General features: G+C 65.3%; 14 protein-coding genes and 1 tRNA gene. 5 read left to right on the top strand and 10 right to left on the bottom strand.

Going from position 1 to position 13,060, the window contains the following annotated elements; genetic code table 11:
• From ACAH41_RS19445 to ACAH41_RS19435, 3 genes are all read right to left on the bottom strand, one after another.
• Positions 1 to 267 (bottom strand): MbtH family NRPS accessory protein, encoded by a 267-nt coding sequence (locus ACAH41_RS19445; RefSeq protein WP_325651685.1) that lies wholly within the window; start codon positions 265 to 267, stop codon positions 1 to 3.
• Positions 268 to 380: 113 nt separating this feature from the next.
• Positions 381 to 542, bottom strand: a complete 162-nt coding sequence (locus ACAH41_RS19440) for a DUF4880 domain-containing protein (RefSeq protein WP_325651686.1) — start codon at positions 540 to 542, stop codon at positions 381 to 383.
• 176 nt (positions 543 to 718) lie between these two features.
• The gene (locus ACAH41_RS19435) at positions 719 to 1,237 is read right to left on the bottom strand and encodes a sigma-70 family RNA polymerase sigma factor (RefSeq protein ID WP_325651688.1); all 519 of its coding nucleotides are present in this window, start codon (positions 1,235 to 1,237) and stop codon (positions 719 to 721) included.
• A gap of 76 nt (positions 1,238 to 1,313) precedes the next feature.
• On the opposite strand from ACAH41_RS19435, the gene ACAH41_RS19430 reads away from it, so the two are divergent.
• The 5 genes from ACAH41_RS19430 to ACAH41_RS19410 all read left to right on the top strand — a co-directional run bounded on the left by ACAH41_RS19430 (position 1,314) and on the right by ACAH41_RS19410 (position 7,416).
• Entirely contained in the window at positions 1,314 to 1,550 is a 237-nt protein-coding gene (locus ACAH41_RS19430; protein ID WP_325651689.1) for a hypothetical protein, read from the top strand.
• A gap of 157 nt (positions 1,551 to 1,707) precedes the next feature.
• Entirely contained in the window at positions 1,708 to 3,636 is a 1,929-nt protein-coding gene (locus ACAH41_RS19425) for a hypothetical protein (protein ID WP_325651690.1), read from the top strand.
• 165 nt (positions 3,637 to 3,801) lie between these two features.
• A complete protein-coding gene (locus ACAH41_RS19420; protein ID WP_325651691.1) occupies positions 3,802 to 4,707 on the top strand; it encodes a LysR family transcriptional regulator in 906 nt (301 codons plus the stop codon).
• A gap of 164 nt (positions 4,708 to 4,871) precedes the next feature.
• The gene (locus ACAH41_RS19415) at positions 4,872 to 5,870 is read left to right on the top strand and encodes a hypothetical protein (protein WP_325651693.1); all 999 of its coding nucleotides are present in this window, start codon (positions 4,872 to 4,874) and stop codon (positions 5,868 to 5,870) included.
• A gap of 313 nt (positions 5,871 to 6,183) precedes the next feature.
• Positions 6,184 to 7,416 (top strand): alpha/beta fold hydrolase, encoded by a 1,233-nt coding sequence (locus ACAH41_RS19410; protein WP_325651695.1) that lies wholly within the window; start codon positions 6,184 to 6,186, stop codon positions 7,414 to 7,416.
• A 218-nt stretch (positions 7,417 to 7,634) separates the two neighbouring features.
• Here the strand turns inward: ACAH41_RS19410 and ACAH41_RS19405 are convergent.
• From ACAH41_RS19405 to rpmI, 7 genes are all read right to left on the bottom strand, one after another.
• A tRNA-Pro gene (locus ACAH41_RS19405) sits at positions 7,635 to 7,711 on the bottom strand.
• Positions 7,712 to 7,738: 27 nt separating this feature from the next.
• Positions 7,739 to 8,260, bottom strand: coding sequence for a MerR family transcriptional regulator (locus tag ACAH41_RS19400; RefSeq protein ID WP_325651697.1), 522 nt, complete (start codon positions 8,258 to 8,260; stop codon positions 7,739 to 7,741).
• 59 nt (positions 8,261 to 8,319) lie between these two features.
• Positions 8,320 to 8,712 (bottom strand): integration host factor subunit alpha, encoded by a 393-nt coding sequence (locus tag ACAH41_RS19395; protein ID WP_325651917.1) that lies wholly within the window; start codon positions 8,710 to 8,712, stop codon positions 8,320 to 8,322.
• A gap of 26 nt (positions 8,713 to 8,738) precedes the next feature.
• Positions 8,739 to 11,156, bottom strand: coding sequence for a phenylalanine--tRNA ligase subunit beta (gene pheT / locus ACAH41_RS19390; RefSeq protein ID WP_325651699.1), 2,418 nt, complete (start codon positions 11,154 to 11,156; stop codon positions 8,739 to 8,741).
• A 62-nt stretch (positions 11,157 to 11,218) separates the two neighbouring features.
• Positions 11,219 to 12,259, bottom strand: coding sequence for a phenylalanine--tRNA ligase subunit alpha (gene pheS / locus ACAH41_RS19385; RefSeq protein ID WP_325651701.1), 1,041 nt, complete (start codon positions 12,257 to 12,259; stop codon positions 11,219 to 11,221).
• A 117-nt stretch (positions 12,260 to 12,376) separates the two neighbouring features.
• Positions 12,377 to 12,733, bottom strand: a complete 357-nt coding sequence (gene rplT, locus ACAH41_RS19380; protein WP_141288451.1) for a 50S ribosomal protein L20 — start codon at positions 12,731 to 12,733, stop codon at positions 12,377 to 12,379.
• Between the two features lie 27 nt (positions 12,734 to 12,760).
• Positions 12,761 to 12,964 (bottom strand): 50S ribosomal protein L35, encoded by a 204-nt coding sequence (rpmI, locus tag ACAH41_RS19375; RefSeq protein ID WP_325651703.1) that lies wholly within the window; start codon positions 12,962 to 12,964, stop codon positions 12,761 to 12,763.
• Positions 12,965 to 13,060 lie beyond the last annotated feature (96 nt).

Here is a 13,060-nt window from a genome sequence, read left to right as displayed (position 1 = left end):
TCACTGCAGCGAGACGGGTGCCGTGGTGGCTTCGCCCTGTCCTGCCTCGGCCTGCGCCGCCATCCATTGGCGCAGCGACAGCGGGCGCATGTCGACCCAGGTCTGCTCGACAAACGCGAGCACCGTCTTCTTGTCGCCCTTCACGCCCTCGACGGCCTTCCAGCCACCGGGCACGGCCTTCCATTCAGGCCAGATCGAATACTGTTCTTCGTGGTTGACCAGGACGATGAAGGTTTCGTCCTCTCGGTCAAAGCAGCTGGTTGACATCGGCGTCCTCGCGCGGTTGAAGGGAGCGAAGACGCATGGGCGAGGCCGGAGGGCCTGCGCATGCGCCGTCGTTCTTCAAGACGCGCGGAACGGCAGTTTGTTTAGGGACGGGCTCAGCCGCCCTTGTCGTCCGGCAACTCGATGTCGTTGACGGGCGGCACCAGTCCGGCCATCAGCCAGACCTTGCTGGCCCGCTCGTAGGCGGCCCCATGCCCGGGGGCCTGGTTCAACCAGGCCACGAGAGCGGCCTGCTCGGCGGCAGGCAGATCAGGCATCTCATGCTGCCGCTGCACCCAGGCCCAGGCGGCCTGCCAGACAGCATCATGCGGCGGCTGCATATCGTGATCCATGCAGCGCGTTTTACCTCACAACACGCGGTGTTTCAGAGGCGAGGCACCTCACGACACCCGTTTGTGCGGCACATGCACGCCGCCCGTCCAAACCAGCGCTGTCAGTCCGCCATGCCGGTCCTGAGCACCGGGCAGCTCATCAAGACCTGCATCGCATCCTTGATCATGAAGTTGACCAGCGTGGCCGAGCAGTCGAGCGTCTTGCCGATGTCGCGCTGCGTCATGCCGCTGAGGCGATACAACTCGAACGCATGGCGCGTGCGAGCGGGCAGCGTGTCCAGCGCACGGTCGACCGCCGCCAGCATGCGCCTGTCCTGCACCAGCTGGTCCGGCGTGAAACCGCCCGCCACGGGCGGCAGTTCGCCATCGTCGGAGTAGATGCGGTAAGTCGATTCGACCTTCTGCCGACGGTAGTGGTCCAGCGCCACGTTGCGCACCACCTGGCTGCAGAACGCCTGCGGCTTGCTCACGACCTCGATGCTGGCTCGCTCGACCACCTTCAGGTACGCCTCCTGCACAACCTCTTCGGCCAGGTCGAGGGTGCCGACGATGCGCTGGGCGAGCATCCGCAATTGCAGGCGGCTGCCAATGAAGGCCTCGGCCAGGGAACTGCTGGGCAAGCAAGACATGCTGTCGGCGCCTCCACACGCCTGTCAGGCCGCAACCGCGAGGCCCTACCAATGAATCATAATAAGAATGATTATTATTCAATACGACGAGCGTGTGACCAATGCACGCAATGCGGGAAAGGACAAGCCCTTCTCCCTGCTGCAAGGGCCCGCAGATGCTGGACGGGCGCCTGCGAATACCGGGCCGGCCCGCGAGCGCCGCGTCATGGGCCACCACCTTCCCAAGCGCCTCACCGTCTCGCGTGGACGGAAGCGGGCTGTCGCGCGCTTCGGAAATCAGGTTCATTTCGGCGATGACGGGTGAGCCGCCGACACACTAGGGATATGCTCAGAATTTCCTTAGAAATTTCTTGCCGCTGTTTTGAGCCCGCTCTATCCTGAGCTGACACGCACCTGGCACGTCATTGACACGCGGCGTTGACAAGACACGCCAGCGCATTCCCACACGGAGTCTTTTGGACATGAACAGAACCCCCCTGCGACCCGCTGCCATTGCGCTGGCGTTGGCCGCCACCAGTTCCTGGGTACACGCCAAGGTGGCCGAGGTCGAACCCAACAATCGTTGCGCCGTTGCGCAATCCATTGGCGCCGCGCCCGGCGTGTCGGTGAGCGGAGAGATCGCCGCCGGCGATGTGGACTTCTTCCGCGTGACTGCGACACCAGGCAAGCTGCTGCAGGTCAATCTGTCGGCGGCGCTGGGTGGCGGCGGCACGCTGGCAGACAGCATCGTCGGCGTGTTCGACAGCAGCTGCCAGCAGATCAGCCAGAACGACTATGCGGGGCCGGACATGGACTCGCGTGCGCTGTTCAGGGTGCCGGCCGATGGCACCGTCATCTTCGCCGCGGCGGGCTTTCCCGACTTCTCGTTCACCGGCGATACCAGCGAGCTGGGAACCTACTCCCTGAAGGTGCTCAAGGCACAAGCGCCCTATGCCACCGGCACGGTGAAGGATGCGGTGACCGGTCTCCCGCTGCCGCTGAACATCGGGCCGGTCACACTGCGCCGCTGCGACGGCCCCGGCTACGACATCTGCCAGACCGAGCTGATGACGCTGCCCGTTGGCGCCGATGGCAGCTTCGCCCTGTCGCTGTCCGGCATCGACACCGGGTATTACCAGCTGAGCACATCGCCCACCGGCTATGCCACCACCTACGGCACGCCGTTCCACTACGACGGGCCGGAGACCGTGATCAAAGAGGCGCTGAAGGCCAAACTCCTGCCGGTGACGGTGTCCGCACCGACCAACTGCACCCGTGCGGCCGAGGGCGGTGACTGCGAGTACACCGTCACCTTGACCAACATCACGGCCAACGCGATCGACGCGGACGTCTGGACCATGGTCAATGCCAACACGAGCGGCGGCCCGTATGGGACGTCGACCTTCATGACCGGCACGGCGCTCTACACGCCCGCCCACGTGCAGCTGGCCCCGGGCACTTCCACCATCGTCACCCAGCTGCTGCCCATCGCCGGTGCGCCTACCGGCATCCTGAGCCAGGGCACCGTCTACGTGAGCAAGGCCGGCAAGCCGCTGGCCACGCTGGGCCAGCTCTTCTTCGGCTTCACCGTGACGGCCGATGGCGCCACCGGCATGACGGAGGCGCAGTTCGCCCAGCGTAAGCAAGGCCAGGCGTGGCGCATGCAGGCAGGCCGACAGGCCAGGCAGACCACCCAGGCCGCCGCTCCGGCGCCCCAGGTCAGCTTCCGCGGCTCGCTGCTGAACGCGGAAACCGGCCAGCCGGTCACCGACCCTGCCCCTCCTTACGCCAGCCTCTACGTCTGCGCGGCCCCCGGCTACGCGCTCTGCACCGGCTACCTGAAGAGCGTGCAGGTCGGGCTGGACGGCAGCTTCACCATGGACATGCGCCGCGCGCCGGCCGGCCGCTACCAGTTCTGGGCCCTTGGCACGCCGGGCTTCGACATCGGCTACTCGGCGGCTTTCGACTACGACGGCAAGACCGCCCCGGCGGCTGTGAACTTCACGCTGCCGCCCAAGCACATCGAGATCGCCAACATCACCGCATGCAGCAACAGCGACGCGCTGCCTGCAGGCAGCAAGTGCAGCTACGGCTTCGACTTGCGCAACACCGGCACGACGGCGCGCACCCTCGCGTTCTGGACCTCGGACAACGTGCTGCCCACCGGGTCCCCGAACAACAACACCAGCTTCGCCGTGCCGGGCGACGGTGGCCAGGCGCAAACGCTGGTCACGCTGCAGCCGGGCGAGACGCGCCACATCGCCAAGGGGCTGCCGCAGGTCACCAAGCTGCCCGCCGGCGCGCACCTGTACCCGTCGCTGTGGCTGTCCACGCCCGACAAGCCGTTCGAGATCTGGGCCTCCGACTGGATCCCGACCGTGAACGCCGTGCCGGCGGCAGCTCAGCCCTGAAAACACGGCCATGTCGGGCGCGCTGAGCCGCCCCATGGCCGTGCGTTGGTAAGCGCTGCCCCAGTTCCCGCACTGGATGCCATGGCATGCGATGCACTGTCCGGAATTGAGAGACAAATGGGTTCGGAAATCCACTGACACTCTCTCTTCAGTCACGGAAAACAGATGCACACCGACAAGAATGCGATGGCGCTCTACGTACAGGTGGTCGAGGCAGGGAGCTTCTCCAAAGCGGCTGCGCGTGCGGGTGTGCCGGTGTCGACCATCAGCCGAAAGATTGCTGACTTGGAGAAGGCGCTGCGGGTTCGCTTGCTCGAGCGCTCCACCCGACAGCTGCGAATGACCGAGATCGGTCGAGGCTACTTCGAGCTGTGTCGCCGCGGCCTGACGGAGTTCGAGGCGGCCGACAGTTTGGTGACGCAGCGTCAGGCCGAGATCTCGGGCCGGCTGAGAATCTCCATACCCCCCAGCATGTCGGATCTCGCAATCGTTCCTCTTGTGAGCGCCTTTCAGGAGCGCTATCCAAAGGCGACCGTTCACTGCCTGGTCACGGAGCGATACATCGACTACATCGCCGACGGCATCGACCTTTCCCTCCGCGTGGAGCAGCCGAGCAACCGGGACAGCAACGTGGTTGCCAGCACGATGACAGTGCACCGCCCTCGACTCCTTGCATCCCCGACCTACATGGCACGCGTTGAACCCATCACGCGGCTTCAAGATGTGGTCCCGCATGTGCATATTGCGTTTTCCCGGTGGGAGCAGCCGGTGGCGTGGCGCCTGATTTGTGGCGACGCGTCTGTGCGGATCGAGCTGGAACCACGGCTGGTGATCAACGACTATGCAGGCGTCCTGCAGGGCCTGATCGACGGACTGGGCGTCTCGGAGCTGCCCAGCTTCCTTTGCAAGGCGGCGCTGCGAGAGGGTCGACTCGTGGAGGTCCTGCCTGAGTGGCAGTTTGCGGGCGTCAAGGTGGCCGCGGCGTTCCCCAGCAACAGATATCTCTCGCCCCTTGTGCGTGCCTTCAAGGACTTTTGCGCGACGTACTTCGAAAGCAATCCCTTGGCGTGAAACCTCCCATCGCCTTCTCATTCGCGACGAGTTCCATATGGTTCTGTGCCGCGAATCGTTTCCCATCCATGAGAAAGTATTTTGGATTTTGACCGGCTACTCGCAATGGAGTCCCCTGGATAACCTTCAGTCAGAACACTTTCTGTTCGCACTGAAGGAAGCAATTGAAGATCACCCACCCACTGCGCCTCGCAGCGCTCGCCGCCCTTGTCGCCCAAGCAATGGTGCTTGCCGCCTGCGGTGGCTCCGACGACGCGACGCCAGTCGCACCGGTGCCGTCGACACTCGATGTCGGCGGCGGCATTCCGGAGGACGTCGTTGTCAACGGCAGCGTTGCCTATGTCTCCAACCTCAACGACGGCTCCGTGCTGAAGCTGGACTTGGCAAATGGCGGTGCGTCTTCGACGTTCATTGCGCCCGCCACGGATGCCCTCAGCTCGGCCTGGGGTTTGCGCGTGGTGCCTGCGCAGAATTGGCTGCTGTCATTGAAGAACGTGCCTTACGACTTCAACCCGACCCATGCGCAGGCGGGTCGGCTGTCGGCTTTTGACCTGACTTCTGGCGGCAAGGTACGCAGCTGGGCCTTGCCGGCGCAGACGGTCGGCAACTCGGTCGACGTCGACAAGGACGGCAACCTCTATGTCGGCGACATTGGCCCCCAGACGCGCATCGTGAAGATCAACCCGGCCAACGACTCGGTGACCGTCTGGGCCACCGACCCACGCTGGGTGCTCAATGGCTTTGGTATTGGCGGCATGGTCTACGACGGAACCGGCATCTACGCGGCGCACAACAACAAACTCTGGTTCATCGGCATCAACGCCGACGGCTCGGCAGCGACGCCGGCGCAGGTCAGCATCGAGGGCGATCCGGTCATCTTCGCGGATGGGATGACTTGGGTCGATGGCGGCATCTACTACGCCGAGAACGACCTGATGGTGCCCGGTGCGCACGGCAGCGTATTCCGCATCGCCTTCACGGACAAGACCACGGCACGCCGCACCGTGGTGCAGGAAAACCTGTTCGATCCCTCCGGCGTCACGACGGCTTCGGTGGGCGGCAGAAATTATTTACTCGTCAACGAGTCGCGCCTGGGCTATGCCTTCGGCACCGAGACCGGGCAAGCAACACCGCCGTACCACCTGCAGGTCTTCGCGCGCTGACAGATCTGAGCAGACCCAAGCGCCGCAGCCATCGCGCGCGGCGGCTTGCCCGCCAGTCCGCGTTCGATCCCTCGGAGTTCGTTGCCCGGGCCAACCTGCGCCCGGACGAGAGCGCCTGGCGGGCCACACCCTGGGAACCTGTGCTTCAAACTGCCTCCAGCATTACGCGAGGGGGGCCGCGATGGGCGTTTTCGGCACTTCAGTGCCACGCCACGCGACACGAAAGGAAGAACTCGAGATCGTCCGCCGAATCTACCCACGAGACTGATCGTCTTTACGCCAAATCGCATCGCCATCTGGCTATCGTGTCGCCATGGGCACCACCTACCTCATCCCCGGCGCCGTGTTGACCGAGCGCGAGCACGCCGTTCCGTTGGTTCACGGCGACCCGCAGCGCGGCAGGATCAGCGTATTCACCCGCGAGGTGGCAGCGCCTGACGGCGGCGACCGGCCCTACCTCGTCTTCTTGCAGGGCGGCCCCGGCTTCGAGGCCACGCGCCCCACGAGCCCGCCATCGGGCTGGCTGGCGCGGGCACTGGTCGACTTTCGCGTGCTGCTGCTGGACCAGCGCGGCACCGGGCGCTCCACGCCTGTCGGTTCTGTGCTTCCCGGTGCAACGCCGGCCGACCAGGCCGAGTACCTCACGCACTTTCGCGCGGATTCGATCGTGCACGACCTCGAACTGATCCGCGCCGAACTTGGCGTCGAGCGTTGGAGCCTGCTCGGCCAGAGCTTCGGCGGCTTCACCTCGCTCACCTACCTGTCCTTGGCGCCCGAGGGTCTGCGAGAGGTGCTGATCACCGGTGGCCTCGCGCCGGTGACAGGCCGGCCTGTCGACGAGGTCTATGCGGCCACCTGGGTGCGCACACGCGAAGCGAACCAGCGCTACCACGCGCGGTATCCGGGCGACCTCGATCGCTTGCGCACCATCCTGCGCCGGCTCGACGGCGAGGACGTTCGCCTGCCCAACGGCGACCGCCTCACGGCGCGCCGCTTCCGCCAGACCGGGATGTGGCTGGGCGACAGCGCCGGGTTCGAGCGGCTGCATCATCTGCTGGAGCTGCCGTTCGCCTCGCAGGCGTTCCTGTGGGACGCGCAGCAGGCGTCGGCATGGGAACGAAACCCGATCTACGCGACGCTGCATGAGTCCTCGTATGCCGACGGCGGCGCCACACGCTGGTCGGCGCACCGGCTGGCCCCTGAAGACGCGGTGAACGGTGAACTGCTCGGCGGCGAGCATGTCTTCCCCTGGATGTGGGACGACTACGCAGGGCTGCACGCGCACCGCGAAGCAGCGCAGCTGCTGGCCGAACATCCCTGGCCGCGCCTGTACGACGCCGACCGGCTGGCGCGCAACGACGTGCCGGTCGCTGCAACCGTGTATGTGGACGACATGTACGTGGAGCGAGCATTCGCCGAGGACACCGCGCTTCGCGTGCGTGGGCTGCGCGCGTGGATCACCAACGAGTACGTCCACAATGGACTGCGTGCCGATGGTGAGCGCGTCGTGGGCCATCTGCTCGACATGGTGCGCGGCAGGGCGTGAGCCGGTGGCCGCGCGCGTGTTCAATCGAAGGCTTTGCGACCGCAGGTCGTCGCGGATCGATGACGTCGAACTCAAACTGCACCGGCGCTGAATCCTCGACGAAAGCGCCGATCACGCAGTGGCCGAGGGCAATGGGCACCAACCGCGTTTTCAACCCCAGAAACGAGAAACGGGTTAGCCCCTGGTAAGGCTAACCCGTTGATTTTTCTCGCTGTCTTTGGTCGGGGCGGCGGGATTCGAACTCGCGACCCCTTGCACCCCATGCAAGTGCGCTACCAGGCTGCGCTACGCCCCGACAAGACTTACATTATAGGCAGAAAAATCACTGGATTGAAAGCAGGTCCCGGATCGCCAGCAATTCTTCTCGCACCTGAGCGGCGCTCGGGTTTTCCGGCAAAACAGGGTGCACGCGCAGTTCGGCTGCCAGGCCGCTGGCATCGAGCGCGGCCATTGCGAAGTGAGGGTGCGAAGCTGGCGATTCAGGGCGGAAGGTCGGCACAAAGGCCTGCATGCCCAGTTCGTCGCTCGGTGGATCGATCGTGATGTCGCTGCTGGAGAACTCGCCGCCTTCGATGTGACCGGCTTCCTGCAGGCGGTTGCGGGCACCGCTGATGGTGAAGCCCTGGTCGTACAGCAGCTCACGGATGCGGCGGATCAACAGCACTTCGTGGTGCTGGTAGTAGCGGCGGTTGCCGCGGCGCTTCATCGGGCGCAACTGGGTGAATTCCTGCTCCCAGTAGCGCAGCACGTACGGTTTGACACCGCACAGCTCGCTCACTTCGCCAATGGTGAAGTAGCGTTTGGCCGGGATGGCCGGCAGCAGCGGTGCGGCTTCATGGTGCATGGCAAAAAGTGGCCCGCAATCAACGAGATATCAACGATTTCTCGCGGGGCGCTATGACTTTACTCGAACTCTTCGGCCGGCGGGACATCCCCTTGCACGACAGCCTTGAGCTTGTGGCTGGCGTGAAAGGTGACGACGTTGCGAGCCTTGATGGGGATCGATTCACCGGTCCGAGGGTTGCGCCCAGGGCGCGGCGCCTTGCGGCGGATCGCGAAGTTGCCGAAACCGGACAGCTTCACGTCGTCGCCGGTGACCAGCGCCTGGTTCACGATGTCGAAAAAGGCTTCGACCATGTCCTTGGACTCGCGCTTGTTCAGTCCCAGCCGCTCGAACAGCAGCTCGGCCAGCTCGGCCTTGGTCAGGGTCGGCGTCTCGACCGAGGTCAGCAGCAGGCGCTCCGGCGGCTGCAGGTCGTCCGAAGACGGGGCGTCGTTGCTGTCGTTGCCCATCATGCTGGTCATGGTGTGGCGCCCTTCCCTCAAGCCCGCAGGCGCGCGCCGTGCGCGGCCTGCACCCGGGCAATCGCCGCGGCGACCGCAGCGTCGATGCGCTCTTCGGTCAGCGTCGTGCTGTCGTCCAGCAACTCCAGCCGCACAGCCAGGCTGCGTTCGCTGGCGGCGATGTCGGCGGTCGGCTGGGCTGGCTTGTAGACGTCGAACAGCCAGGCGGCGCGCACCAGCGAGTCGTCGCGCAGCGTGGTCATCAGCGCGTCGTGCGTGAGCTTGTCGGCCACGACCAGCGCCAGGTCGCGCTGGATGACTTGCTGGCGCGGCACGCCCTGAGCGGCCGGCAGCTCGCGCTTCTGCACCGCGGCCAGGTCCAGCTCGAACAGCACCGGCGCCTGCGGCAGTTCGTAGCCCTGGCGCCACTTCGGATGCAGTTCGCCAATGTGGCCGATGGTGGTGCCGTCCAGTTGCACTGCGGCGCAACGGCCGGGGTGCATGGCTGGATGCTCGGCAGCGACAAAGACGGCCTTGCGCGGCGCCAGCAGGGCTTCGATGTCGCCCTTGACGTCGAAGAAGTCCACCGCCTTGTCGGCCTGGGCCCATTGCGGCGTTGCCGCCGGACCGTAGGCCAGGCCGGCCACGCGCAGCGGCTGGTGCACGCCGGCTACGCTGTGGTCGGTGTCCTGCACGCTGGCGTCGCGCAGGAACACGCGGCCCAGCTCGAACACGCGCACACGTGGCGCCTTGCGGGCCAGGTTGTACTTCAGCACCTGGATCAGGCTGCCCAAGAGGCTGGTGCGCATCACCGACAGCGGCGCGGCGATCGGGTTCAGCACCTTGATCGGATCGGCATTGCCCGCCAGTTCCAGCTCCCAACGGGCTTCGACGAAGCTGAAGTTGATGGTTTCCTGGTAGTCCAGGCCAGCCAGCGCATGGCGCACCGCAAACGGCGCCCGCTGCGACTCGCTGCGCACGCGCGCAGTCACCGGCGCCAGCGGTGGCGTGGCCGGCAGGCGCTCGTAGCCGAGGATGCGCACGACCTCTTCGATCAGGTCTTCTTCCAGCGTGATGTCGAAGCGCCAGCTTGGTGGCGCGACGGTCAAGGTGCCATCGCCTTCAACGAACGGCAAACCCAGGCGCTGGAACACGCTGGCGCATTCGGCCTGGGTGACCGGCATGCCGATGACCTTGCAGGCACGTGACACGCGCAGCGTCACTGGCTCACGCACCGGCATGGCCGGCTGCTGGTCGTCCACCGGTCCGGCTTCGCCGCCGCAGATTTCCTGGACCAGGCGCGTGATGCGCTCGATGTGCTCGACCGTGTGCTGTGGGTCCACGCCACGCTCGAAACGGTGGCCGGCGTCGGTCGAGAAGTTGTAGCGGCGCGAGCGGCCCATGACGGCCTTGGGCCACCAGAACGCCGCCTCGATGTAGATGTTGCGCGTGTCGTCGGAAACCGCCGTGGCGTCGCCGCCCATGATGCCGGCAAGCGATTCGACGGCCTGGTCGTCGGCGATCACGCCGACCTGCGCGTCCACCGCGACGGTGTTGCCATTCAGCAGCTTCAGGCTTTCGCCTTCCTTGGCCCAGCGCACGGCGAGGCCACCGTGGATCTTGTCCAGGTCGAAGATGTGCGACGGGCGGCCCAGTTCGAACATCACGTAGTTCGAGATGTCCACCAGCGGCGAGACGCTGCGCTGGCCGCAGCGCGCCAGGCGCTCGACCATCCAGGCCGGCGTGGCTGCCGTGGGGTTCACGCCGCGCACGATGCGACCGGAGAAGCGGCCGCAGAGGTCGCTGTCCTGCACGGTGACCGGCAGCACGTCGGTGTGCGCCTGCACGACCGCTTGCAGGTCGGGCTGCAGCAGCGGCGAGCCGGTCAGTGCCGAGACCTCGCGGGCCACGCCGTAGACCGACAGGCAATGCGCCAGGTTGGGCGTGAGCTTCAGCGTGAAGAGCGTGTCGTCCAGCCTCAGGTGCTCGCGGATGTCCTGGCCCAGCGGCGCGTCGGCCGCCAGTTCCAGCAGGCCGCCGTGGTCCTCGCTGAGCTTGAGTTCGCGAGCCGAGCACAGCATGCCAAAGCTCTCGACGCCACGCAGCTTGCCGGTGCCGATCTTGAACGGCTTGCCATCCTCGCCTGGCGGCAGCTCGGCGCCGACGATGGCCAGCGGCACTTTGATGCCGACACGCGCATTCGGTGCACCGCAGACGATCTGCAGCGGGCCGTCCTTGCTGTGCGGGCCGGCGTCCACGCGGCAGACACGCAGGCGGTCGGCGTTGGGGTGCTGTTCGGCTTCGACGATCTCGGCCACGACGATGCCGTGGAACGCTGGCGCCACAGGCCGCAGCTCTTCCACTTCCAGGCCCGCCATGGTCAGCAGGCGGGCCAGTTCTTCGGTGTTGACAGGCGGGTTGCAGAACTCGCGCAACCAGGATTCGGGGAATTGCATGAAAGGTTCCGGATGATTGTTTTTCGAAGGCTGCGGGCGCGGCACTCAAAGCCGCGCGGGACTCACTTGAACTGCGTCAGGAAACGCAGGTCGCCATCGAAAAACAGCCGCAGGTCGTTGACGCCATAGCGCAGCATGGCCAGCCGGTCGATGCCGGAGCCGAAGGCAAAGCCGATGTAGCGCTCCGGGTCCAGGCCCATGTTGCGGATGACTTGCGGATGCACCTGGCCCGAGCCGGACACTTCCAGCCAGCGGCCCTTCAGCGGACCGGAGCCGAACATCATGTCGATCTCGGCGCTGGGTTCTGTGAACGGAAAGTAGCTGGGACGGAAGCGGATCTCCATGTCCGTCGTCTCGAAGAACGCGTGCATGAAGTTGATGTAGGCCGACTTCAGGTCCTTGAAGCTGATGTTCTCACCCACCCACAGGCCTTCGACCTGGTGGAACATCGGCGAATGCGTCGCGTCGCTGTCCACGCGGTAGGTGCGGCCCGGCGCGATGACGCGGATCTCGGGCATGGGCTCGCCGGCATCAATCAGGTGCTGGTGCTTCTTGACGTGCTGCACCGCGTAGCGGATCTGCATCGGGCTGGTGTGGGTGCGCAGGACGTGGCCATCCTCGACATAGAAGGTGTCGTGCATCGAACGCGCGGGGTGATCCGCCGGCGTGTTCAGCGCGGTGAAGTTGAACCAGTCGATCTCGATCTCGGGACCATCGGCAACGTCAAAACCCATCGAGCCGAAGATGGCCTCGATGCGCTCCATCGCGCGTGTCACCGGGTGCAGGCCGCCGCTGCTGCCGCGTTGCCGGCCCGGCAGCGTGACGTCCAGCGCCTCTGCCTTCAGCTGGACGGCCAGCTCGGCGTCGGCCAGGGCCTGGCGGCGCTCGGTCAGCAAGGCCTCGATGCGCTGCTTGGTCTGGTTGATCTCGGCGCCGCGGGTCTTCTTTTCTTCGGGCGACAGCGCCGCCATGCCCTTGAGCAGCTCGGTCACCTGACCGGACTTGCCCAGGTAACGGGCCTTGGCATTCTCCAGCTCGGCAGGCGCGGCAGCCGCCGCGAACTCGGCGCGCGCGTTCTCCACCAGTTGATCGAGATCGTTCATGAAGAGGGGAAATGTCTGCGGAAAAATAAAAAAGGCCGCACCACGAGGTGACGGCCTTCGAGAGCCTGATCGGGCAACCGACCGCCTGCAGACAGACGACCGGGCCCTGTTAGGGAATCAAGCGAGTTGGGCCTTCACCTTGTCGACGATGCTGGCAAAAGCTGCCGGATCGTGGATGGCCATGTCCGACAGGACCTTGCGGTCGATGTCGATCGAGGCCTTCTTCAGGCCGGCCATGAACTTGCTGTAGGTCAGGCCCAGGCTGCGAGCACCGGCGTTGATGCGCGCGATCCACAGCTGACGGAAGACGCGCTTCTTGGCGCGGCGGTCACGGTAGGCATATTGCCCAGCCTTCATCACCGCCTGTTTGGCGATGCGGAAGACATTCTTGCGACGGCCGCGATAGCCCTTGGCCAGGGCCAGGATCTTCTTGTGACGAGCACGAGCGGTAACACCACGTTTGACGCGAGGCATGTGAGTTCTCCTTGAGTCTTGGTGGAATTACAGGCCGGCGAACGGCAGCATCTGCGCCATGTGACCCATGTTGGTCTCATGCACATTCACTGAGCCGCGCAGCTGGCGCTTGTTCTTGGTCGTCTTCTTGGTCAGGATGTGACGCTTGAAGGCTTGACCGCGCTTGACGGTGCCACCCGGGCGAACGCGAAAGCGCTTCTTGGCGCTGCTCTTGGTCTTCATCTTGGGCATTGCATGCTCCTTTTTGACACCTCTGCTGGGCGACGCTGCGATTGCAACGTGCTTGATGGCCTGCAGTGGCTTCTCTTCAACACCGCGGTCGCGAAA

The organism is Ideonella sp. (assembly GCF_041287625.1).
Classification (GTDB): Bacteria; Pseudomonadota; Gammaproteobacteria; order Burkholderiales; family Burkholderiaceae_C; genus Ideonella.
This window is presented reverse-complemented; position numbering and strand designations above follow the sequence as displayed.